Consider the following 22,165-nt stretch of genomic DNA (forward strand, 5'->3'; position numbering starts at 1 on the left):
CCCGACCCCGGGTGGCCCATCGGCGAACCCGAACACCGGTCGGCCCCCGGTCCCCTGCCCGTCAGACCGAGCGGATGATGTCCGTGAGCACCGCGCAGCCGAAGTCGAGCGCATCGAGTGGCACACGTTCGTCGACACCGTGGAACATCCCGGGGAAGTCGAAGTCCGCCGGCAACCTGAGCGGGATGAACCCGTACCCCGTGATGCCGAGTCGGCTGAGCGCCTTCGCGTCGGTGCCGCCGGGGATGAGGTGCGGGAGCACGGTCGCACCGGGATCGTGCCGCTCGATGACCGCTTCGATCACCGAGACGAGCTCACCGTCGTTCGGCGACTCCATCGCGATGAGCTCCAGCTGGACCTCGACGTCGACCCCCTCGCCCGCCGCCTCCCGGATGCGCGCGATGACCTCGTCCCGTTGGCCGGGCAGGAACCGGGCGTCGACCGTCGCGGTCGCGGACTCGGGGATCACGTTCTCCTTGTACCCGCCGGTGATCATGGTGACGTTCGCCACGTTCTGCAGGCCGGCGCGCAGCCGCGATGCGCTGGGACCGACGAGCGCGGCGAGTTCGAACGGCGACAGCTCGGAGGACGCTCCGGTCAGTTCGCGCAGTCGCTGGAACAGGTGCGTCGTGGTCTCGGTGAACGACACCGGCCAGTCGAGCGCGCCGATCCGGCCGACGGCGGCGGCGAGCTTCACGATCGCCGAATCCTGGCTCGCGAGCGAGGCGTGACCGGCGGCACCGTGGGCGGTCAGGCGCAACCAGAGCACGCCCTTCTCACCGGTGTTGAGCAGGTACGCGCGGGTGTCGGCCCGTTCGCCGAGGGTGACGCTGTACCCGCCGCCCTCGCTGATCGCGTCGCGGACGCCGGCGAACTGCTCCGGGTGGTGCTCCACCATCCACTGCGAGCCGAGGACGCACCCGGCCTCCTCGTCGGCGAAGAACGCCAGGACGACGTCGCGCTCGGGCTGCTCCCCCGCCGTCACCATGCGCCGGACCGACGCGACGATCATCGCCACCATGTTCTTCATGTCGACGGCGCCGCGGCCCCACAGCATGCCGTCGGCGATCTCGCCGCCGAACGGGTCGACCGTCCACGCGGCCGCGTCGACCGGGACGACGTCGAGGTGCCCGTGCAGCAGCAGACCGGGCAGCGTGCGGTCACGACCCGGCCATCGCGCGACGAGGTTCGTCCTGCCGGGCTCTGCCTCGAAGCGCTCGCACACGATCCCGACCTCACCGAGCAGGCGTTCGACGAGGTCCGCCGCGCGGGACTCGCCGACGGCACGCCCGCCGCCGTAGTTCGAGGTGTCGATCCGGATGAGGTCGCGCGTGATAGAGACGACCTCGGAGAGACCGACCGGGTCGCCCACGCGTTCGCCCACGCTCATTCGGCGGTCCGCGGGACCACGGTGAACCGGCGGTTGGCGAGCGAGGGCACCCGCGCCCGCACGGTGTCGAGCCGCGCCGGATCGAGCTCGGCGAAGACCACGCCCGGTGCCTCGCCGGCGGCGGCGATGACGACGCCGGCGGGGTCGACGATGATCGAGTTGCCGGTGGCGAGCGGGCCGGTCTGGTTGGCGCTCACGACGTAGGCGGTGTTCTCGATGGCCCGGGCGCGGACGAGGGTGGTCCAGGCGTCCTCCTTGCCCGGGCCGACGATCCACATCGCGGGCAGCAGGATGACGTTGGCGCCGGCGTCGATGAGGCGCCGCGCGCTCTCCGGGAAGCGGAGGTCGTAGCAGGTGAAGGCCCCGATGCGGAGGTCGCCGAGCTCGAGGACGAACGGTTCGGTGAGCTCGCCGGCCGAGATGCCGTCGCTCTCCGCGTACCCGAAGGCGTCGTAGAGGTGCACCTTCCGGTACGTCGCGGTGATGTTGCCCTCGGCGTCGATCGCCACGAGCGTGTTGTAAGGCAACCCACCGGGGATCTCCTCGATGGTGCCGACGACCGTCGGGAGGGAGCGCGCTGCGGCTGCGGCGGCGACGCCCGTGATGAAGGGGCCGTCGAGTGGCTGGGCGATCGCGGCGAGCGCGCTCGGCGGCTCCGAGGTGGCGTAGCTGCTCATCTCCGGCAGCACGAGCAGTTCGGCGCCGCCCGCTGCGGCCTCACCGAGCAGGGCGACCACGCTGGCGAGGTTCTCGTCGATGTCCGTTCCGGCGGAGAACTGCCCGGATGCGATGCGCATGTGAAACCTCGTTCCGTGGGAAGGGCCGCGACCGTCGGCGCGCGGCCGTCCAGCCACCCTATGCCGAGAGTGGGGGCGTGCGCCGCCGGAGCCGGAGCCGGCCCTGGCTCACGAGGATGCCGAGCACGACGATCACGCCGCCCACCGGCTCGTTCCAGTGCAGGACCTCACCGAGCACGAGGATGCCGAGGACGACACCGACGAGGGGTGTGAGGTAGGTGACGGTGGACGCCGCCGTCGGACCCCAAGAGTCGACGATCGTCGTCATCCAGATGTAGGCGACGCCGGTACCGAGTGCTCCCAGGGCGAGCATGCTGAGGACGACCGGGACGTCGAGCGACACCGGCTGCATCGCGATGAACGGCGAGAGCACGAGCATGATGACGGCGGCGAGCGAGATCTCCACGGCGGAGATGACCACCGCGTCGTAGCCGTGGGTGCCGAGGACGAACTTCCGGAGGTAGACGAAGGCGATGCCGTAGCAGAGGGTCGCGCCGAGGCAGGCGAGCTGCGCCGGGATGGACTCGAGGATCGCCGGGTCGGCCAGGACGCGCCAGGGCCCGACGACGATCGCGACGCCGAGGGCTCCGACGAAGATACCGAACACCTGCAGGCCGTTCAGCCGCTCCTTCGGGAGGAACACCGCGCCGACGGCGAGCGTCATGATCGGTGTGGTCGCGTTGAGGATGCTCGACAGGCCGGACGGCAGGAACTGTCCCGCCCAGGAGAACAGGAGGAACGGGGCGACGCAGAGGAAGACGGAGACGACGGCGAGGTGCGCCCAGAGCCGACGCTCCCGCGGCCAGCGGCGTCGGGTGACGAGCATGATGATGCAGAGCGTGACGGCGCCGAGCACCACGCGGGACAGTGCGACCTGCGTCGGAGCGAGTCCGGTGAGGCCCGTCTTCATGAAGAGGAAGCTGGCACCCCAGATGAGTGCGGCGCCGAGATAGGCGCCGAGCACCCTGCGGGACCCTGGTGCGACGAGCGCGGTGACACGGGTGTTCGGTGCTGCGGTGCTCATCGTGCTCCCTCGGGTCGGACGACTCAGCTTGGCATCACCCGCCGACGCGCGCACCGTACTGCGACCCGGACGTCCTTGTTTCAGGCCTCCTCCGGCACGCCGCCCTGCTCCCCGGGCGACGCGCCGGAGTTCTCCTGAGAACGGTCCGGTCGATCAGACGGTGGACGGGACGGGTTCCAGCCGGTGGATCGCTTCCACGAGCGGCGCGAGTTCCGGGAGCGATTCCGCAGTGGTGAGCGACTCCTCGAGGGCGCGGTCGTGCACCGGTCGAGCCTCCTCGAGCAGCGCCTTCCCGGCCGCAGTGAGCTCGGTGTAGACCCCGCGGCGGTCGTCGGCGCACAGCACACGGGTGAGGAGCGCGCGATCCTCGAGGCGGTTGACGAGCCGGGTGGTGGCGCTCGGCGACAGGGCCGTCGCGCGGGCGAGCTGCTGCATGCGCATGTGCCAGCCGTCCTGGCGCCCGAGGGCGTCGAGCACGGTGTACTCGACCACCGAGAGCCGGGCCTCGGCCTGCAGCGCACGTTCCAGATCGGACTCGATCGATCCGTACAGGGCGGCGAGCGTCCGCCACCCCTGCGCGCGGATCTCAACAGCGTCGTCGGCGATGCCCATCGGGACTCCTCGGTTCGAACATCGATCAATTGATTGCAGACGCACATAGTTGCTTGCGCTATTACCTAGCGCGTGCAACGATATCTATCGCGCGTCTGCAACTATCAGCGTACGCGTCCCGGCTACCGGCCACCAGCACTCTCCCCCCGACCCCCAGGAATCGCAGGAATCGTCATGCCACTCGGTCTCATCGCCCTCGCCCTCGGCGGCTTCGGCATCGGCCTCACGGAGTTCGTCATCATGGGGCTGTTGCCCGAGGTGGCGACCGACTTCGGCGTCTCGGAGGCCGCAGCCGGCTGGCTCATCTCCGGCTACGCCCTGGCCGTCGTCGTCGGGGCGCTCGCCCTCACCGCGGCGGTCACCCGACTGCCGAAGAAGCCCGTCCTCCTGGCCCTGATGGTGCTCTTCATCGCCGGCAACCTCGTCTCCGCACTCGCCGGCGACTACCAGGTCATGCTCGCGGGCCGCATCCTCGCTGCGCTCAGTCACGGCGCGTTCTTCGGTATCGGCTCGGTGCTGGCCGCGGCGATGGTCCCCGCACACAGACAGGCCGGCGCGATCGCGATCATGTTCACCGGCCTCACCGCGGCGAACGTGCTCGGTGTCCCCTTCGGCACGCTGCTCGGCCAGCACTTCGGCTGGCGCTCGACCTTCTGGGCCATCACGGTGATCGGGGTCATCGCGTTCATCGGCATCCTGACCCTCGTGCCGAAACCGAAGCACGACGGGGCCCCGGCATCACTGCTCGCCGAGCTGCGCGCATTCCGCTCCGGCCAGGTCTGGCTCTCGATCGCTGTGACGGTCCTCGGCTACGGCGGCATGTTCGGCGCCTTCACCTACATCGCGTACACACTCACGGAGGTCAGCGGCTTCGCCTCGACCACGGTGCCGTGGCTGCTCATCCTCTTCGGCGTCGGACTCCTGGTCGGCAACATCGTCGGCGGCAAGGCGGCGGATCGGAACATCGACCGGACGCTCATCGTCGTGATCGCGGTGCTGACCGTGATCCTGGTCGCGTTCGCCGCGACCGCGCAGTCGCCCGTCGCCACGGTGATCGCCCTCGTCCTCATGGGCGGCTTCGGATTCGCGACCGTGCCCGGCCTGCAGATGCGGGTGATGCGGTACGCGTCGGCTGCTCCCACGCTCGCCTCGGGAGCGAACATCGCCGCGTTCAACCTCGGCAACGCGGTCGGCGCCTGGCTCGGCGGCGTCACGATCACCGCCGGCCTCGGCTACACCTCGCCGATCTGGGCCGGTGCGGCCATCACTCTGCTCGGGCTGATCGTCATCATCGGCGCGTCGAGCGCCGAGAAACGCGCCCGCCGTCGTCCACGACTCCTGCAGGATGAGCCCGCCGACGCCGCCCGCCAGGAGATCCCGCACCCCGCGTGATCCGCGCGCGACTCCAGCAGGAGTTGTGGACGCTCTGGGCTGCGCACCTCGACAAGCTCGGTGACCGCGGTAGGGGCGCTCGGCGAGCAGGCCAGCGGAGGGCGAAGGGCGCGGGGCGCGCTACCGTGGGCGGATGAGCCGAACGCCTCGCCCCAGTGACACCATGATCGCGGTCGCCGAGCACTGGGCGGCCGAGCGACCGGCGATGCAGCCCGGCAGCCCGACCATCACGATGCTCGGAGCGGGCACGGCGAACGAGGTCGCAGCGGTCGAACTCGACGGCGGCGAGCGCGTCATCGTCAAGCTGTCCCCCGCCGACGCCGACGGGCTCACCTACGAGCGCTCACTCATGGCGACCGAGGCGCTCGCGCTGCGCATCCTCGGGCGTGCGGAGGTGCCGCAGCCGGAGATCGTCTTCGAGGCGACGCTCGACGGACGCGACGCGCTCGTCATGACCGAGCTCACCGGCCGGCCGGCGAACAGCACCGAGACCGTCCCCCTCGCCCGCGACGTCCTCGGCCGCACGCTCGCCCGTCTGCACGAGGCGGGTCGCACGCCGTTCCACGTGGAACCAGGCGACGTCGACACCCCGGCGGAGGCTGCGTCGACCGATCCATCGACCGGGCTCGCCGAGGGGAAGCGGTTCGGCTACCCCGTACGCCCGGACCTCCAGGCGGCGAGCGCCGCCGACGCCTACCGACTCGTCGTGGAGGCCGTCCTCGCCGACGCCCTGCGGTTCGACGTCGACCTCCCGGTCGCGGCGGACGAGATCCGACGCCTGGTCGACACCGCACTTCCGGCCTTCGACAGCGTGACGGAGCCGACACTGGTCCACTTCGACCTCTGGGAGGGCAACCTCCTCGTCATGCCCGAGCACGGGGCGGAGGCCGCCCAACTGACCGGCGTCATCGACCATGAACGCGCGCACTGGGCCGACCCGACCGCCGACCTCGTCTCCCTGGCGCTCTTCACCGACGTGCCGGAGACGGTCGCCGCCGACACGGAACTCATCCGCGCCTACCGTGAGATAGCCGGCCGCGAAATCCTCCCCGACGAGGACGCCCGGACCCGCGCACGCCTGTGGTCGCTGTACCTCGCCCTCGTCATGGTGGTGGAGGGCGTTCCGCGCGGCTATGAGGGTGACTGGTTCGACGAGCACGACGCGTCGGTGCGCACGTGGATCGGTGACATCGCGGCCTCGCTCGCCTGAGCCTCCTGCCACCCGCGGTCTCTGGTCAGCCCTCCCCCGGTCCCTGAGCCTGTCGAAGGGCACCCCGTGGACACTTCGACAAGCTCAGTGACCGGGAGGGGGTGCGCTCAGTGACCGGGAGGGGGTGCGCTCAGTGAGCGGAACGTGTGCACTCGGTGAGCGCGCGTTGCGCGCGTCCGGATCGACGCCGCTAGACTGGTCGGCTCGCCAGGCGGTGGGCGGCCCGGCGCGAACCAGCGCGGGCCCGTTCGGGAGCGATGGGCTCCCTGGGGAGTGCGCACCATGGGCTACATCGACGTCAGTGACCTCAGCTACACGCTGAGCGACGGACGGACCCTGCTGGACGAGGTCTCGTTCCGCGTCGGCGAAGGGGCGATCGCCGCGCTCATCGGAGCGAACGGCGCCGGCAAGACGACGCTCCTGCGGATCATCCGCGGCGAACTCCAGCCCGACTCCGGGGTCGTCTCCATCGACGGCGGCCTCGGCGTGATGGACCAGTTCGTCGGTCGCGGCGACGACGACCGGACGGTCCGTGACCTCCTCGTTCAGGTCGCACCTCCGCGGGTCCGTGCGGCCGCCGAGGCGGTCGACCGCACCGAACTCGCCCTCATGGAGGACGACGTCGAGGCGACCCAGATGGCCTACGCGACGACGCTCGCCGAGTACGCCGACGCCGGCGGGTACGACCAGGAGGTGCTCTGGGACAGCTGCTGCGAGGCGGCGCTCGGGGTGTCCTACGACCGCGCGCAGTGGCGGACGCTCGGCACGCTGTCCGGCGGCGAGCAGAAGCGGCTCGTCCTGGAGGCCCTGTTCCGCGGCCCCGAGCAGGTCCTCCTCCTCGACGAGCCCGACAACTCCCTCGACGTCCCGACGAAGCGCTGGCTCGAGGGGATGCTCGCCGAGACCCGGAAGACCGTCCTCCTCGTCTCGCACGACCGCGAGCTCCTGGCACAGGCGGCGACCCGCATCATCACCCTCGAGGTCGGTGCGGCCGGCAGCACGACGTGGACCCATGGCTCCAGCTTCCGCAGCTACCACGAGGCCCGCGACGCCCGCCTCGACCGACTCGACGAACTCCGCCGGCGCTGGGACGAGGACCGCGTGAAGCTGCGCGCACTCGTGCTTCGTCTGCGCGAGCAGGCCAAGTTCAATGACTCCATGGCCTCCCGCTACCGCGCCGCGCAGACCCGACTCGCCAAGTTCGAGGAGGCCGGTCCGCCTGAGGAGCGGCCGAAGGACCAGCAGGTCACGATGCGCCTCCGCGGCGCACGCACGGGCCGTCGCGCGATCGTCTGCACGGGGCTGGAACTGACCGGCCTCATGCAGCCGTTCGACGCGGAGATCTGGTTCGGCGAGCGCATCGGCGTCCTCGGTTCGAACGGTTCGGGCAAGTCGCACTTCCTCCGGCTGCTCGCCGGTGGTGGGACGGATCCCGATCCGGGCGCTGGGCATCTCGCCGCAGCGGGCGACGCGCTCGTCCCCGTCGAGCACGACGGCGACGCCAAGCTCGGCGCGCGCGTGCAGCCGGGGTGGTTCGCACAGTCGCACCGGCACCCGGAACTCGTCGGCCGGACCTTGCTCGACATCCTGCACCGCGGCGACGAGCACCGATCGGGTCTCCCCCGCGAGGCCGCCAGCCGCGTGCTCGACCGCTACGGGCTGGCGGGTGCGGCCGAGCAGTCGTTCGAGTCGCTCTCGGGCGGACAGCAGGCGCGCCTGCAGATCCTCCTGCTCGAACTCTCCGGTGCCACGCTGCTGCTCCTCGACGAGCCCACCGACAACCTCGACCTCGTCTCGGCGGAGGCGCTCGAGCAGGGCCTTGCGGGTTTCGAGGGCACCGTGATCGCGGTCACCCACGACCGCTGGTTCGCGCGCGGCTTCGACCGCTTCCTCGTCTTCGGCTCCGACGGCCGGGTGCAGGCCTCCGACGAGCCCGTCTGGGAGGAGACCCGCGTCGACCGCGCACGGTAGCAGGTACCTGTTCAGGTACCAACGAGCTATCATCGATCCATGCCGGCACTCAACGTGACCTTCACCGACGCGGAACTCGAGCAGCTCCGCGCATCCGCCTCAGGCACGGAGACCTCCCTGAAAGTGTTCGTCCACGATGCTGCATTGGCTGCGGCGAACGACCGGAAGCGGATGATCGCCCAACTCGCGCAGGAGGTCGCAGCGACCTCCGCCGAGCTCAATGCGCGCCTCGCGTGACCGCGTACTTCCTTGACCGCGAGGATGTCCTCACGGCCAGCGCCGCCGCGCTCGGCCACCAGCCTGCCGTCCGTGATTTCGGACTTCTCGACGCTGCAGTCACCCGGCCGCAGAGCACCGTTTTCGGACTCGACGCCTACCCGGACATCTTCCTGAAAGCGGCAGCCCTACTGCACTCCATCGCTCGCAATCATGCTTTCGTCGACGGAAACAAGCGCACGGCTTGGGCGTCTGCGTGGGTGTTCCTCGGCATGAACGGCATCCGGCTCAGCCACGGTTTCAACGTGGATGCAGCGGAGGCGTTCATGAACAGCGTCGCCACGGGTGACGCGGAGCTCGCATTCGTCGCATCCGTGCTGCGCAGTTTCGCCGCGCGGGAGGAGGACTGAGGCGACACCCCCTGCATGAGTCGCCGCCTTGGTCAACCCACCGTCATCCTCAGGACCGTTCCCTACGCTGGCATCAACAACCCGAGCTCGGAGGTGATGGTCATGCAGTACAGCATCGCCATCGGGCGTGCCACCTACGACATCGAACCCGGTGTCGACATTCCAGCGCTCATGTCCGAGATCGAGTCCGCCGTCCAGGTCGGCGGTCGCTTCGTCCGCGTCCCGCTCGCCTCCGACCGGAACCTCGACGTCCTCGTCAGCCCCGGCCTGCACGTCAGCGTGGAGTCCTTCGCGAACCGGGCGTTGGAGATCGTCCCGACGCTCGAGACGGAGAGTCTCTCCGGTCTCGACGAATACGACGAGTTCGGCGAGTTCTGACCCGACCGGTCTCGACGGCTATGAGCCGAGCGTCGTGCTCGGGTACTCTCCGAAGCGGTTGGTGTACGAGGCGGAGAAGCGCCCGAGATGGGCGAAGCCCCATCGGTTGGCGATCTCGGCGACCGTGGCCCGCCCCGGGTCGGCCTGACGAAGTTCCTCCTGCACCCGATCGAGCCGGACACGCCTGAGGTAGTCGATCGCGGTGATGTCGTGCTCCTTGCGGAAGGCACTCTGGAGACTGCGCTGGCTCATGCCGACCGCTTCGGCCACGTCCTCCGTTCGAATCGGGAGATGCGCGTTGGCGATCATGAACTCGACGGCCGCGCGGGTCTTGCCGCCGCTCGGTACCCCGATCTCGACCGGCGCATGGAGCGCCGTGTGCGGGAAGGTCTCCAAGAGCGCGACCGCTGCCGCGCGGTTCGCCTCGGACCGCAGGAGCGCTGGACTCGTGTCGTCGTAGATGACCCGGGCGACGGACGTCACCGAGGCGGCCCAACGACGGAGCTGTTCTCCGGACGGGCGGGCCGTCGTGTCGAAGAGGATCGGGCCGCTCGTGCCCTCCACCTCGCCGGCCACCCGCTCGAGGAACGTCCCGTCGAAGTGCATCAGGTTCTGCCGGTAGTCCGTGAAGTCGAACTCGGCGAGCCGGTTGTTCGCGAACATCGCCGGCTGCCCGTGCACGAGTCGAACCGGATCACCGGCGAGATCGGTGGCGCCACTGCCGCCGGTCAACCACGAGACGATGTACTCGCCCTGCGTCAGGACCGTGCCCGTGACGTGGCCGTCGAACTGGGTGCCGCGCAGGGTCAGCTCGTCGTCGCCGATGGCGGTGTATCGAAAGGTGAAGTCGGATGCCGTGGGCTCGATGACCATCGAGCCGGCGTTGTAGGCACCGGCGAACAGGTCGCGGGCCTCATCGACGTCGCGACCTGCGACCTCGGACCGCTCGACGGGTCCCGTGTGTTCGCTCATCGTTCATAGAATCTCACGACGATCCTGAACTGTCACCCTCGACGGGGCGTCCGGACGCGGAGCAGTCCACTCGATGTCAGGCGGTCCCTTGCAGGAAGCCGTGCTCCGCGCCGAGGACGTCGGTCATCGCCGACGACGTCATGTGGGCGAAGCGGGGTAGCACCGTCGTCTCGTGGACGGCGGTCGGTCGTTCGGACCACACGGTCACGACGATGAGTCCGCCCTCGGCGCGAAGCGACCACGCGACGACGTGCCGGGTGAGGACACGGACGGTGTCGCCGTCGACGTCCAGGGCGATCGCCGAGCGACTGAGCGAGAGACCGCCGCCCGCCTCGGCGCTGACGTGCGAGGTCTCGAAGACGATGTCGGTCCGGTCGAGCAGCCGGCCCGTGGTGCGCGCGTCATCGAGGGCGAGGAAGTCGGGCGCACTGGAAGACCAGGTCGTCACGGTCCCACCCCCAACTGGTGTTTCGCAGATGCCCGACTGCCGGAGCTCGTCGTGGCGTTGATCGATCCGCCGGAGCGGACCCTCGGACCTAGGCCGCCGACTCGACGCGCTTCACGCCGCTGGCAGCGGGCTCCGGAACGACCCGCATGCCCTTGGCACTGTTGGCCTGCTCGAGAAGCGCGGCCAGCCATTCCCGGTTGAGTTCAGGGGCACGGCTGCCGTAGAAGGAGAACTGGAGGGGGATCATCGGGTTCAGCCAGAGCGACTGGCGTCCGGTACCGCGGCCGGGCACGGCATCGAGGTGGAACGCGAAGCTCTCGTTGCGGCGGAACTTCGTGAAGATGACCGTCTGCAGGTGAGCGAGCAGTCGGTCTTCGATCTCGTGCGGGGTCGGAGGGGTTCCGTAGAGGAGGTTGCCCATGGTCGCGCCATCCGTTCAGTCGTGGTCCGAGGAGATTCCCGGCGCCAGGAATAACGCTAGACGGTCTAGCATTCCGGTGCTCAGAACTATCCGAAATGCGCCGACACCCGTCGTCGAGGTCCTCAACGACGGTGTGGATCAGCTCCCGAAGGCCCAGGCTTCGCGGTCGCCGCGCAGTCTGGCCGCGAGCGCCGTCGCCTGTTCGTCCGTCAGCGAGGCGACGTAGTCGAGGATGCCGCGCGCCCGACCGAGGCGCCCCAGTGCGCGCGGGTCGCTCTGCGGACGACCGTCGTCGGACTCGGGGTCGGCCGGAAGCCAGTCGGGGTTGTCGGCCCGCAGGCGGAAGTAGCCGTCCGTGGCGAGTTCGACGAAGTCGAGCAGTTTCTGCGGCGCGCGCGGGCCGTCGCGCGGGTCGTCGAGCCAGCTGTCCAGTTCGGTGACGAGCACGTCGAGCACCCGCGACTGGCCGCGCTGATAGGTGGCGAAGTCCGGCCGGTCGATGACGAACCGGGTGTGGACGAACTTCAACACGGTGACGTCGTGCCACGCCTCGGGCAGGAGTGACACATGACCGGATCGCACGTTCGGCTCCTCCACGACGAGGACGGAACGCTGGAGGCGGCCGATCCAGGACGACACGAAGGATTCGATGGCGCGCTCGGTGCGGCTGGAACCGTCGAAGGGGACCGCGAGGAGTCCTTCGACGAGCTCGGTCGCGACCCGCTGGACCGACGCCCGGAAGTGCTCGTCGCTGGCGATCCACGGGTCGCGCGAGACGATCCGCCGGCGCAACAGTTCGAGCGAGTGGCCGGGTGCGCGGTTCCAGAGCTCCTCGGCGTCGAGCGCGGCGAGGGTGTGCTGGTCGCGGAGGAAGGTGCGGAACTCGACCGCCACCGCCGCCTGCTGCAGGACGCCGGCCCGGTAGAAGTCGTCGAGGTCGTGCAGGGAGTAGGCGATGTCGTCGGCGACGTCCATCACGGAGCACTCGACGGTCTGCTGCCAGGGGGCGATCGCGGTGAACGCACTGCGTGCGTCGAGCATGTCGTCGAGATCGAGGGTGTACGCGGAGAACTTCGGCGGCGCGGTCTCCCAGCGGCTTGCGGTGGACCCGCGCGGCATCCTGGTCGGGTCGGTGGGGTCGAGGTCGGGACGGTGGATGGTGCGGCCCCAGGGGTACTTGAGCACGGCGGCGCGGGAGGCCGCCGTGAGGTTGAGGCCCTCCTTCACCGTCTCGCACACGTCGAGCGCGGAGAGGATGCGGAACGACTGCGCGTTGCCCTCGAAGCCTTCCGCGAGGCCGAGTCGCTCTCGGGCCAGGCGGTCGAGGACCTGCTCGCCGAGGTGGCCGAACGGCGGGTGGCCGAGGTCGTGAGCTGATGCCGCTGCCTGCACGACGACCGGGTCGCAACCGCCGAGCCGCTCGACGATGGCGTTCTGCTCGGGATCGGTCGTGGTGAGCTGCATGGCGATGGCGCGGGCGACCGCGGTCACCTTGATCGAGTGCGTGAGCCGGTTGTGGACGACCTGGCCGACACCGGAGGGCGAGACGACCTGCGTCACGGCGGACAACCGCGCGAAGTACGGGGAGAACCGGATGCGCTCGAGGTCGACCCGGTACTCGGGGTACTCCTCGCCGGTCGCGAACCGGTCCACCGGCTCGGGGATGAGTCGCCGTCGCCGCTGGTCGTCGTCCATCCCCTCACTGTATTGGGCGGCGGGTGGGAGACTGCAGGGATGCATCCGATCGATCGACTCCGAGCCGAGGTCGCCGCGCACGAGTCGAACGCCTGGGCCCGCGAACTCGGCTGGGAACCGCTCTTCGTCGCCTCCCCCGAGGCACGGGTCCTCATCATCAGTCAGGCGCCTGGTCGCCTGGCGCAGGAGTCGGGCATCCCGTGGAACGACCCGAGCGGCGTCCTCCTCCGCTCATGGATGGGTGTGACGCCCGAGGAGTTCTACGACCCGGCGAACGTCGCGATCATCCCGATGGACTTCTACTTCCCGGGCAAGGGGACGAGCGGCGACCTGCCGCCGCGCCGGGACTTCGCACCGCGCTGGCATCCGCCCCTGCTCGAGCAGCTGACGGAGGTGCGCTTGACGATCCTCATCGGTGCCTACGCCCAGCGCGCCTACCTCGGACCGCGGGCCGGTCGCACCCTGACGGAGAACGTCCGGTCCGCGGAGACCCACCTCCCGCTCTTCCCGATCGTGCACCCGTCGCCGCTCGCGCGCGGCTGGCGCACCAAGAACCCCTGGTTCCAGGAGGAGACGGTCCCGCTGCTGGCCGCGCAGGTGCGGGCGGCGCTCACGGCGTGACGAATAGGCTGATGAGGACGACGGGACCCTGGCGTCTGATCGACCGATGAAAGGCACGCGTTGAGCGACGAACCGAGCACCGGCGACGGACTGCGGCCGCCGGCCGAACCGCCATCGGGGCCGAGCCCAGCCACCGGGCCTGCCGTGGCGGACGGATCGGTGGCTGGCGTCGAAGCCGGAGCAGCCGACCAGGACGAGCCGGTCACCGGGCGAGCATCCGGCGTCGGGATCACGCTGCTCCTGTTCGGGCTGCTGGTCGTGAGCTGGCTCGTCCAACTCTCGTTCGCACTGCAGGGCGAGTTCGGGCCGCCCGAGGACCGGCTGAGCGGTGGCGGCATGCTCGGTGGCTTCATCCTCGGCGCCGTGATCGCGATCGCTCCGCCGATCGTCACGCTCATCCTGCAGGCGAGGGTCCACAAGCGGACCCCTCGTCACTCGATCATCGCCGCCGTCGGGGCCGCCGTCGTGCTCATCATCGCCGTACCGATCAACGCCATCGTCATCGGCCTCCAAGCGGTGAGCGTCATCAGCGGAAACTAGGAGCCCTCCTCCGCCGACGCTCCGAGCTCGTGCGCGAGGCCGCATCCGGCGGTGGCTCCATGGCGTGTATCCCGGCGGCGAAGGACCGCACTGAGAGGATTGACGCTGTGCGATGCGTCTTGATTGCTGATCATGAGATTCCCGAGCGCCCGCCGTTGACGGTGAGGCCCGGAGACGTCGTTCAGGTCGGGGACCGGGACACAGAGTGGCCCGCGTTCGTGTTCGTGACGGCGTCACACGGAACGGGTTGGGTGCCCGCCCGCCATCTCGACGTCGACGGGTCGGTGGGTGTCGTCCGCGCCGGATACGACACCACCGAGCTGCCCGCAGTCACCGGCGACACCGTCGACGTCGTCGAGGATGATCCGGAAAGCGGCTGGTCCTGGTGTCGGAACGCCGACGGTCGCGAGGGGTGGATTCCCCACCGCGTGCTCACGGTGGAGTGATCGAGATGCTTGACTCTGACACCGTGTGAGGAGGGAGAACTGAGACATGTTGTCCATCGGAGCGTTCGCGCAGATCGGCCAGGTGACCCACCGGATGCTCCGGCATTGGGATACCGCAGGTCTGCTCGTGCCTGCCCACGTGGACGAGTCCAGCGGCTACCGCTCGTATGATCCTTCGCAGTTGGAACGACTGCATCGGATCGTGGCGCTTCGACATCTCGGCTTCGGTCTCGAGGACGTCGCCCTGATCCTCGACCAAGGGGTGGATGCCACGCGCATCGCCCGGTTGTTGCAGGCGCGTCGAGCCGAGGTCGAACGCGAGCATCGCGTCGCGGCCGCACGACTCGTCGATGTGGAACGGCGGCTCCACCTCATCGAGAGAGAGCATCACATGTCAGAGATCGAGATCATCGAGAAGCCCCTGCCCGCCGTTCGGCTGGCCGCCCGCCGTGGCGTCGTCCCCTCCCAGCCGGACATCGCGGACTTCGTCGGACCCTCGTTCGACGCGGTCGCGTCCATCATCGGAGACGAGAGCGGTTCGCTGACCACGCCGATCGCGCAGTACAGCGCGAGCGAGGACGGCACCGAAGTCGTCGTCGGCTACGCCTACAACGGCGCGCCCCGCGAAGGCTTCGAGGTGGTCGAGCTGCCGGCAGAGCTCCTGGCGATCTGCGGCATCCATCTCGGGTCGATGGACCGGATCGCTGAGAGCTGGCAGTCGATCCACGCCGAGATCATCGCCCGGGGCTTCGTGCCGGCGGGGCCGTGCCGCGAGCTCTACGTTCGGGCGGTGTCGGAGGATCAATCCGACTGGGTCACGGAACTGCAGCAGCCGATCGCTGCCGCCTCGGTGCTGCGCGACAGCACGACATAGGGCGCTCGTCCAGCGCGGTCGGTGACCGTCTGACGCGGCTCGAACCCGACGGCTCGCCAGAACCGGACGCCGCGCTCGTTCCCGACCTCCGGGTCGACGGTGAGTCGAGCGATGTTCCGTTCCCTTGCGCGGGCCACCATGGCATCGACCACCCGTCGACCGGTCCCCTGACCTCGCGCCGAGGGCGACAAGATGAGGTCGATCCCAGCGCAGTCAGCCCCGTCCACGTGCAGCTGGACGAGCCCGACCGCCTGCTCCTCGACGAGGACGAGATAGCACTCGACGTCGGGCAGTCGCGCCCCTAGGTACTTGGCGCGGATGAGTTCGTCGGAAAGCCGTCCCGGCCCGCCCCATCCGTGGAAGGAAGGGTCATCGAACAGGCGACGAAGCGTGATGAAGTCATCCGTGGACGCGAGTTTCAGCCTCATCGAAGCCATCATGCCCGGGGGCCAGTGAGTGTCCATCCCCGCGGGCCGCCCTTACAGACCGGCGATTTCAGCCGATCGCACGACGAAGTACACGAGGATGGCGACGAATGCCACGACGAGGACGACGGCGGTCCAGAACATCACGATGCGAAGCCGTCGTATCTGTGGAGATTCGCCGGGTCGATTCCAGGGTGCGCGAGCCATGGAGCCACCATAACGGGGGGTCGGCGAACACGTCATCGCGCTCGCTCCCGCCGACTCCCCACGCTGAGGAAGGCGCCGCTCAGGTCCTGCGGTCTCGAGTGGCATCGGGGACGGCAGACGCCGACGCGACGGCACGAACCACCACGGCGAGTGTCGAGGAGGCCTGGGCGGTTGAGAGTGACCCGGACATGACACTTCGGGCGAGGGCGTCCCCGGCACCGACGACAGCTACCAACGATGCACTCACGAGGGGTCCGGTCCAAGGCTCCAGCGCCTCGCGACAGATCTCGAGATACGCCAGCTCCGCCTCCGACCGCAGGGCGCTCAGGGTCTTCGACCCGCGGAGGGCGTCCACCACGGCCGAAAGCTCCAACCCCTCAGCGACCCAGCACGCGATGTAGGCCTCGGCGACCAGGTCGGCTACAGCATCGAGGTCCCGCGGGGCGCTCTCGAGGGCCCGGAGCAGGAGGTCTCGCTGGTGGGACTCGAAGGCTCGGTAGGCCTCGGAGAACAGCCCCGACAGATCGCCGAAGTGGTCGTAGGCCACGGGCTTCGTCACGCCGGCGTGCGCGGCCACACGCGCCAGGGTGACATCCGCGAGGTCCTGCGTGCGGATGAGGTCGCGGAACGCATCGAGCAACTGCACGTGGCGCGCATCCCACGAGAGGCGACGTCTCGGCCCAGAGCTGAAGCTGTCGTCCGCGGTAGTTTTCATCCCCCGATTGTACCTACTCTTGGTAAGTTACCATTGGTAAGTAAGAGATCGAGAGGATCACCCATGACGTCACGAGACACCACCGCCGCGGCCGAGAACGCATCCCACGACGATTCAGCCGCACCCACCACGCGCGTCTTCATCTTCGGGATCACGGGCAGGGTCGGTCGCCTCCTGGCCGCCCGACTCCGCGCGGGCGGCATCATCGTCTCAGGCCTTACGAGGTCGTCACTGCCTGACCCCACCCTGGGCCCCGACGGAGTAACGACCGTCACGGGCGAGCTCGGGTTCGCCACCACGCGGGAGATCACGGCGATGATCTCGGACTGGGACGTCATCGTCTTCGCCGCGGGGTCGAATGCCGGAGCTCAAAGCGTGACAAACGACATCGACGACGCGGCGCTCCAGCGCGTGTCGGATGCAGTGATGGCATCACCGGGAAAACGCCTCATCTTGCTGTCCGTCCTGCCGGAGGCCTGGCGCGAGCGGCAGCTGAGCGACGACGAGGAACACTACTTCGCCGTCAAGAAACGGGCGGAGGTCGCCCTCACCCGTCAGCCGATCGACTGGGTCATCCTCCGCCCGTCCCTGCTGACCGACGACCCGGCCCGGGGCACGGTCGCCCTGGGGCCCGCCGAGCTCCACGACGAGATCACACGCGAGGACGTGGCCGCGGTCCTCGAGGCACTCGTCCTCGAGCCGACCATCAGCCGGCGGATCCTCGAAGTGAACACCGGGCCGACCGCCATCAGCGAGGCGGTCGGCCGCGTCGCACGTTCCTACCAGGCGTAGGCTTCCGGGGCCTGGCCACCGGGACCGGGGAAGAGCTCGTCGAGAGAGGCGAGGTCATCGGCGCTCAGCTCGATGTCGACCGCTGCGACGGCGGACTCCAGCTGCTCGATCGTGCGCGGTCCGATGATCGGGCCGGTCACGCCGGGCTGGTGCAGAAGCCACGCGAGACCGAGCGACGCCGAGGTCCAACCACGCTCGGACGCGAAGTGGTCGTAGGCGTCGAGCTGCTCCTGCTGCTTGGCTCGGGCCTCGGTGATACGGGACTCGCCCGACCGCGCGCGCTTGTCGGAGGAACCACCGCTCAGCAGACCACCGGACAGCGGCGACCACGGCAGGATGCCGAGCCCGTAGTGCTGTGCGGCGGGGATGACCTCGAGTTCGATCGAGCGCTGCGCGAGGTTGTAGAGCGACTGCTCGCTGACGAGACCGAGGAAGGGTCGCTGAGATGCGACCTCGTTCGCCTGCGCGATGTTCCACGCCGCGAAGTTCGAGCTGCCCGTGTAGACGACCTCGCCGCGCGCGACGAGCACCTCCATGGCCTGCCACAGCTCCTGCCAGGAGATGTGACGGTCGATGTGGTGGAACTGGTAGAGGTCGATCCGATCCGTCTGCAGTCGTTCGAGGGAGGCGATCGCCTCGCGACGCACCTGCCAGGCCGACGCACCACGGGCGTTCACGACGTCCGAGCCGTCGTCCTTCGGAGCAGTCATGGGCGAGTGGACCTTCGTCGCCAGGACGATGTCGTCACGGACGCCGGGGCGGGCTGCGAACCACCGGCCGATGATCTCCTCCGTCGCGCCACGACCGGCGCTGCCGCCATACGCGTTCGCCGTGTCGAAGAAGTTGACGCCGAGCTCAAGTGCCCGGTCCATGATCGCGAACGAGTCCTCCTCGCTCGTCCGGTCGCCGAAGTTCATGGTGCCGAGCACGATCCTGGAGACCGTCGTCCCCGTGCGGCCGAGGTGCGTGTACTTCATCGTGGAGCCCTTCTCATCGTCGAACCGGGCCGCGATCCCGCGGCGCGTCGAGTGTGTCACGGAAGCCGCCCTCCACACCCCCGGCTCGACAGCGCGGCCTCGACCGGCTACAGCCCGAGGCGATACCGTGGCCTGATGCTCAGCCTCACCGACGTCTGGCCGCTGTTCGGCCTGGAGATCCGCACGCCGAGACTCGTCCTGCGCCTCGTGCGCGACGAGGACCTCCCCGGACTGATCGAGGCCGCCCTCGCCGGCGTCCACGACCCCGCCGTCATGCCGTTCTCCACACCGTGGACCGACCAGCCGCGCGAACAACTCATCCGCGAGACGGCTCGGTTCCTCTGGACGCAGCGCGCAAAGGTGACTCCTTCCTCCTGGACGCTCAATCTCGCGATCCTCCTGGACGGGACGCCGATCGGTCTGCAGGACGTCGGCGCCCGCGACTTCGCCGTCACGCGGACGGTCGGGAGCGGTTCCTGGTTGACGCAGGCACAGCAGGGCAAGGGGCTCGGCATCGAGATGCGGGCCGGCATGCTCCAGTTCGCCTTCGACCACCTCGACGCGGAGGTCGCCGTGTCGGACGCCGCCGTCTGGAACGGCGCATCGCTCGGCGTCTCGCGTCGACTCGGCTATCGGGACAACGGTCTGCAACGCTTCATCGGCCGACCGGGCGAACTCGTCGAGTCGCAGGGCCTCCGGCTGCACCGCGACGAGTTCATTCGGCCCGACTGGGCGGCTGAGGTCACCGGCCTCGACGCGGCACGGTCGGCACTCCTCGGTGAACCGTCAGCAGACTAGGGCTGGCCGAGCGTTCGCGTCATCGTGACGGTGTGCGGACAGGCTCCGATGGCAGGACGAGGGTCGCGACGGTCCCACCGGGGACGTGTGCGACCGCGGGCGTGCTCCGCAGGGTCACGGAGCCGCCATGGGCCTCGGCGATCGCCCGCGCTGCCGGCAGGCCGAGTCCCACGCCCTGCACCGCCTGGTCCCGCGCGTACTCGGCCCGGTAGAACTTGTCGAAGGCCTGACGGAGTTCGTCGGCGCTCATCCCGACGCCCGTGTCGCTGACGGTCACCTCGGCGTGCCCGTCGCCCGGCTCGACGACCACGTCGACCGTCCCATCGGCCGGCGTGAACTTCACGGCGTTGGCGACGAGCTCGGTGATCGCACGGAGGACCTGCTCGGGGTCCGCGGAGACGACCGCCGCCGCATCGGCGTGCAGTCGGACGGCCGGACCCGAGATTCCCGCGGTCGACGTCTCGATCGCACGCGTGGCCACGTCCGTGAGGTCGATACGACTCGGCGCTATCTGGACCGTCGAGTCGGATGCGGTCAACAGCTCCTGCACCCGCCGCTCCAGCTCGACCGCGTTGCGCTGGACCACCCGCAGCGCCGGGAGCAGGCCGGGGGCATCGACCTCGGCGTCGTCCATGATCAGTTCGAGGTAGCCGTGGATGGAGGTGAGCGGCGTCCGCAACTCGTGCGAGACCGTCGTGAGGAACGCCTCACGGACGTTGATCGCATTCGCGAGCTCGGTGACGTCGTGTGCGACGATGACCGTCCCCAGATGCGTGTCGCCGTTGCGCATGACCCGCGTGGAGCTGGCGAGGATCGCCCGTTGTCGGCCGGCCTCCCCCACCCATTCGAGATGATTCGACAGCAGCTCGCCCCGCAGCGCTCTGGGGATGATCTGCTCGTCGAACGGGATGGGTGTCCGGCGGTCGGCTTGGAGCACGTGTTCCCCGGCATACGGCGGGGTGTCCAGCCGGAACCCGACGGCGGCGACCATGTCCGCGGCATGCGCGTTCGCCACGCCCAGGGTGCCGTCCGCCGTGTAGAAGGCCACGCCCGCGTCCACCGTCTCGAGGATCGATTCGGCGAGCGCCTCCGCGTCGAGCGCCCTGGCGAGCGAGCGTTCGAGCTGCGCGGCCTGCTCCTGGATGGCGTGTCGGCTCCGTCGCAGTTGGCGGGCCCCGATGTTCACGGCGACCGCGATACCGATCGTGAGCATGGGCAGCAGGGCGACATTGAGCCAGTCCACGGCGGTCTCCGGCGTGCGAGCCCGGAGGACGTAGGGAGCACTGCTGATGAACAGGGTCCCCGCCACGGCCAGGATGATCATCCGCGGGGTGAACCCGAACGCCAACCAGAGGACGGGGAAGATGCAGAGCAGGCTCGCGCCCGGAGTCACGCTGATGAGCTCGAGCCGGATGCTCGCGACGGCGAGGAGGTCGAGGACCGCGATGACGGCCATCGCGTGCGTCGGCCAGCGTTCCCAGGGCAGGAATCCCGCCAGGAGGGTGCTGATCGCCGCGAGAGCAGTGCCCGAGAGGACGGCGACCGTGAAGAACCGCTCGGGCAGGACGATCGCGACGAGGATCGCGACGATGCCGAAGGCGATCGCGAACGGGAGCTGTGCGCGGGCGAACACCCGGAGTCGGCCGCGTCGAGAGGCTTCATGTTCCAACAGCGGCATGATCGCCCACTCTCTGCAGCTCGGTCAGAGAGGACGTCGGCCGGATTCCACGTCGATCAGCTGATCGATCGTCAATCTAGCCCATGCGCACGCGATCAGCCATCGGCGGAGGCCTGTCGGGCCCAGGCACCGCGTCTGACGGACGGATTTGCGTTAATCGGATCACCGATCGGTGGAATCAGGACCGGGCGAGCTGGGCGGTCGGTGCCACATCGGACGCCGTCGCCGCAGGCCGCCGGTCCAGGTGGATCCCGGCGATCATGCATCGGACGGAACCCCCGGCGAGTTCGATCGTCGGGACGTCCAGCGGCAGGATCCGGCAGCTGCGCTCGATGATCGCGAGTTGTTCCGACCGCAGACTCTGGACGGCACGACTCGAGATCGCGAGGAGGCGTTCCCCCGTCGCCGAACGCAGCTCGATCGCGTTGCCGGCGAAGTCGCAGACCTGTCCGTAGTCGAGGTCGACGATCGTCCGCCCATGGCCCGTGAGCCGCTCGATCACCTGATCGCGTCGCGCCGGCGAGGCGATCAGGTCGAGACCGACGAGCGCGAACTCGGTCGCCACGCCCATCATGACGTTGGTGTGGTAGATCGGGACCCCGTGGGGGTCGACCGCGTCGAAGACGAGCGGCTCGTAGCCGAAGTTGGTGCAGAACCGCTCGAGGGCGATCGGGTCGGCACGGTGGGATCGCGCGACGAACGCCACTCGCGCTGCGTGGTCGAGCACCATCGCACCGGTGCCCTCGAGGAACACGTCGTCGAGCTCCAGCCCCGAGTAGTCGATGACGTCCTGCACGCGGTACTCGCGCTTCAGCATCTCGACGATGTCCCACCGCCGCTCGCGTCGGCGGTTCACCGCGTACATCGGGTAGACCGCCAGGTGCCCGCCCGCATGGGTGGACAGCCAGTTGTTGGGGAAGACGCTATCGGGGCGGTCCGGGTCCTCATCGTCGAACAGGTGGACGCGGACGCCCGCGGCATCGAGGGCCTGCGCCACGGCGGTGACCTCGTCGAACGCCGCGTGAGCCACCCCGGCCACGGACGCCGACGGGACGCCCTCCGCCACCTGGAAGACGTTGTCGGCCGCGGTCAGCGGGTTCGGCGTGAACCGGTGCGGCCGGATGAGCACCACGGCCGACGGCGCCTGGACGGACAT

26 protein-coding genes are annotated in these 22,165 nt (G+C 69.3%); 12 read left to right on the forward strand and 14 right to left on the reverse strand.

The annotated features are described in order from the left end of the window. Nucleotides 1–61: 61 nt before the first annotated feature. The 4 genes from BIU99_RS14640 to BIU99_RS14655 form a co-directional block, all read right to left on the reverse strand. On the reverse strand, nucleotides 62–1,390 hold the full coding sequence (locus BIU99_RS14640) for a M20/M25/M40 family metallo-hydrolase (protein WP_071261922.1): 1,329 nt from the start codon (nucleotides 1,388–1,390) through the stop codon (nucleotides 62–64). After that, complete coding sequence (locus tag BIU99_RS14645) at nucleotides 1,387–2,187, reverse strand: carbon-nitrogen hydrolase family protein (RefSeq protein ID WP_071261924.1); 801 nt, start codon at nucleotides 2,185–2,187, stop codon at nucleotides 1,387–1,389. The genes BIU99_RS14640 and BIU99_RS14645 overlap by 4 nt, the downstream gene beginning before the upstream one ends. 58 nt (nucleotides 2,188–2,245) lie before the next feature. Continuing rightward, entirely contained in the window at nucleotides 2,246–3,211 is a 966-nt protein-coding gene (locus tag BIU99_RS14650) for a DMT family transporter (protein ID WP_079000470.1), read from the reverse strand. Between the two features lie 153 nt (nucleotides 3,212–3,364). Next, entirely contained in the window at nucleotides 3,365–3,823 is a 459-nt protein-coding gene (locus tag BIU99_RS14655) for a MarR family winged helix-turn-helix transcriptional regulator (protein WP_071261925.1), read from the reverse strand. 174 nt (nucleotides 3,824–3,997) lie between these two features. On the opposite strand from BIU99_RS14655, the gene BIU99_RS14660 reads away from it, so the two are divergent. The 6 genes from BIU99_RS14660 to BIU99_RS14685 all read left to right on the forward strand — a co-directional run bounded on the left by BIU99_RS14660 (nucleotide 3,998) and on the right by BIU99_RS14685 (nucleotide 9,400). Next, nucleotides 3,998–5,215, forward strand: a complete 1,218-nt coding sequence (locus BIU99_RS14660) for an MFS transporter (RefSeq protein ID WP_071261927.1) — start codon at nucleotides 3,998–4,000, stop codon at nucleotides 5,213–5,215. Nucleotides 5,216–5,348: 133 nt separating this feature from the next. After that, nucleotides 5,349–6,425, forward strand: a complete 1,077-nt coding sequence (locus tag BIU99_RS14665) for a phosphotransferase family protein (protein WP_083397389.1) — start codon at nucleotides 5,349–5,351, stop codon at nucleotides 6,423–6,425. A gap of 282 nt (nucleotides 6,426–6,707) precedes the next feature. Beyond that, nucleotides 6,708–8,396 (forward strand): ABC-F family ATP-binding cassette domain-containing protein, encoded by a 1,689-nt coding sequence (locus BIU99_RS14670; RefSeq protein ID WP_071261930.1) that lies wholly within the window; start codon nucleotides 6,708–6,710, stop codon nucleotides 8,394–8,396. A gap of 39 nt (nucleotides 8,397–8,435) precedes the next feature. Then, a complete protein-coding gene (locus BIU99_RS14675) occupies nucleotides 8,436–8,633 on the forward strand; it encodes an antitoxin Phd (protein WP_071261931.1) in 198 nt (65 codons plus the stop codon). Next, a complete protein-coding gene (locus BIU99_RS14680) occupies nucleotides 8,630–9,022 on the forward strand; it encodes a type II toxin-antitoxin system death-on-curing family toxin (RefSeq protein ID WP_071261932.1) in 393 nt (130 codons plus the stop codon). Before BIU99_RS14675 ends, BIU99_RS14680 begins: the two co-directional genes overlap by 4 nt. A 102-nt stretch (nucleotides 9,023–9,124) precedes the next feature. Next, the gene (locus BIU99_RS14685; protein ID WP_139205466.1) at nucleotides 9,125–9,400 is read left to right on the forward strand and encodes a hypothetical protein; all 276 of its coding nucleotides are present in this window, start codon (nucleotides 9,125–9,127) and stop codon (nucleotides 9,398–9,400) included. Between the two features lie 18 nt (nucleotides 9,401–9,418). Here the strand turns inward: BIU99_RS14685 and BIU99_RS14690 are convergent, their stop codons facing one another. The 4 genes from BIU99_RS14690 to BIU99_RS14705 form a co-directional block, all read right to left on the reverse strand. Then, complete coding sequence (locus BIU99_RS14690) at nucleotides 9,419–10,372, reverse strand: helix-turn-helix transcriptional regulator (RefSeq protein WP_071261933.1); 954 nt, start codon at nucleotides 10,370–10,372, stop codon at nucleotides 9,419–9,421. A gap of 76 nt (nucleotides 10,373–10,448) precedes the next feature. Continuing rightward, a complete protein-coding gene (locus BIU99_RS14695) occupies nucleotides 10,449–10,820 on the reverse strand; it encodes a hypothetical protein (RefSeq protein WP_064293970.1) in 372 nt (123 codons plus the stop codon). 88 nt (nucleotides 10,821–10,908) lie between these two features. Next, the gene (locus BIU99_RS14700; RefSeq protein WP_064293971.1) at nucleotides 10,909–11,241 is read right to left on the reverse strand and encodes a hypothetical protein; all 333 of its coding nucleotides are present in this window, start codon (nucleotides 11,239–11,241) and stop codon (nucleotides 10,909–10,911) included. 138 nt (nucleotides 11,242–11,379) lie between these two features. Next, nucleotides 11,380–12,936, reverse strand: a complete 1,557-nt coding sequence (locus BIU99_RS14705; RefSeq protein WP_071261935.1) for a deoxyguanosinetriphosphate triphosphohydrolase family protein — start codon at nucleotides 12,934–12,936, stop codon at nucleotides 11,380–11,382. Between the two features lie 39 nt (nucleotides 12,937–12,975). Between BIU99_RS14705 and BIU99_RS14710 the strand changes: the two genes are divergently transcribed. The 4 genes from BIU99_RS14710 to BIU99_RS14725 all read left to right on the forward strand — a co-directional run bounded on the left by BIU99_RS14710 (nucleotide 12,976) and on the right by BIU99_RS14725 (nucleotide 15,417). Continuing rightward, nucleotides 12,976–13,557: a uracil-DNA glycosylase family protein gene (locus BIU99_RS14710; protein ID WP_071261937.1), complete on the forward strand. Its 582-nt coding sequence runs from the start codon at nucleotides 12,976–12,978 to the stop codon at nucleotides 13,555–13,557. A 159-nt stretch (nucleotides 13,558–13,716) separates the two neighbouring features. After that, a complete protein-coding gene (locus BIU99_RS14715) occupies nucleotides 13,717–14,097 on the forward strand; it encodes a hypothetical protein (protein ID WP_139205467.1) in 381 nt (126 codons plus the stop codon). A 29-nt stretch (nucleotides 14,098–14,126) separates the two neighbouring features. Next, on the forward strand, nucleotides 14,127–14,543 hold the full coding sequence (locus BIU99_RS14720; protein ID WP_254773627.1) for an SH3 domain-containing protein: 417 nt from the start codon (nucleotides 14,127–14,129) through the stop codon (nucleotides 14,541–14,543). 46 nt (nucleotides 14,544–14,589) lie between these two features. Then, nucleotides 14,590–15,417 (forward strand): MerR family transcriptional regulator, encoded by an 828-nt coding sequence (locus BIU99_RS14725; protein WP_064293975.1) that lies wholly within the window; start codon nucleotides 14,590–14,592, stop codon nucleotides 15,415–15,417. Here the strand turns inward: BIU99_RS14725 and BIU99_RS14730 are convergent. The 3 genes from BIU99_RS14730 to BIU99_RS14735 form a co-directional block, all read right to left on the reverse strand. After that, nucleotides 15,345–15,845 (reverse strand): GNAT family N-acetyltransferase, encoded by a 501-nt coding sequence (locus BIU99_RS14730; protein WP_175484415.1) that lies wholly within the window; start codon nucleotides 15,843–15,845, stop codon nucleotides 15,345–15,347. The two genes, BIU99_RS14725 and BIU99_RS14730, sit on opposite strands and share 73 nt — an antisense overlap. A gap of 51 nt (nucleotides 15,846–15,896) precedes the next feature. Then, nucleotides 15,897–16,049, reverse strand: coding sequence for a hypothetical protein (locus BIU99_RS20035; RefSeq protein WP_175484416.1), 153 nt, complete (start codon nucleotides 16,047–16,049; stop codon nucleotides 15,897–15,899). A gap of 79 nt (nucleotides 16,050–16,128) precedes the next feature. Then, nucleotides 16,129–16,764 (reverse strand): TetR/AcrR family transcriptional regulator, encoded by a 636-nt coding sequence (locus BIU99_RS14735; RefSeq protein WP_083397392.1) that lies wholly within the window; start codon nucleotides 16,762–16,764, stop codon nucleotides 16,129–16,131. Between the two features lie 63 nt (nucleotides 16,765–16,827). Between BIU99_RS14735 and BIU99_RS14740 the strand changes: the two genes are divergently transcribed. Then, the gene (locus BIU99_RS14740) at nucleotides 16,828–17,556 is read left to right on the forward strand and encodes an NAD(P)H-binding protein (protein ID WP_082915859.1); all 729 of its coding nucleotides are present in this window, start codon (nucleotides 16,828–16,830) and stop codon (nucleotides 17,554–17,556) included. On the opposite strand, the gene BIU99_RS14745 is transcribed toward BIU99_RS14740, so the two are convergent. Further along, complete coding sequence (locus BIU99_RS14745) at nucleotides 17,544–18,533, reverse strand: aldo/keto reductase (protein WP_071262162.1); 990 nt, start codon at nucleotides 18,531–18,533, stop codon at nucleotides 17,544–17,546. The genes BIU99_RS14740 and BIU99_RS14745 overlap by 13 nt on opposite strands. A 135-nt stretch (nucleotides 18,534–18,668) precedes the next feature. Between BIU99_RS14745 and BIU99_RS14750 the strand changes: the two genes are divergently transcribed. After that, on the forward strand, nucleotides 18,669–19,331 hold the full coding sequence (locus tag BIU99_RS14750; RefSeq protein WP_071261941.1) for a GNAT family N-acetyltransferase: 663 nt from the start codon (nucleotides 18,669–18,671) through the stop codon (nucleotides 19,329–19,331). Nucleotides 19,332–19,350: 19 nt separating this feature from the next. On the opposite strand, the gene BIU99_RS14755 is transcribed toward BIU99_RS14750, so the two are convergent. Both BIU99_RS14755 and ctlX read right to left on the reverse strand, forming a co-directional pair. After that, complete coding sequence (locus tag BIU99_RS14755) at nucleotides 19,351–21,009, reverse strand: cell wall metabolism sensor histidine kinase WalK (protein ID WP_071261943.1); 1,659 nt, start codon at nucleotides 21,007–21,009, stop codon at nucleotides 19,351–19,353. A 178-nt stretch (nucleotides 21,010–21,187) separates the two neighbouring features. Continuing rightward, nucleotides 21,188–22,165, reverse strand: coding sequence for a citrulline utilization hydrolase CtlX (ctlX, locus tag BIU99_RS14760; RefSeq protein ID WP_064293979.1), 978 nt, complete (start codon nucleotides 22,163–22,165; stop codon nucleotides 21,188–21,190).

Origin of the sequence: Plantibacter sp. MMLR14_011, from assembly GCF_001865025.1 — a bacterium.
Classification (GTDB): Bacteria; Actinomycetota; Actinomycetes; order Actinomycetales; family Microbacteriaceae; genus Plantibacter; species Plantibacter flavus_A.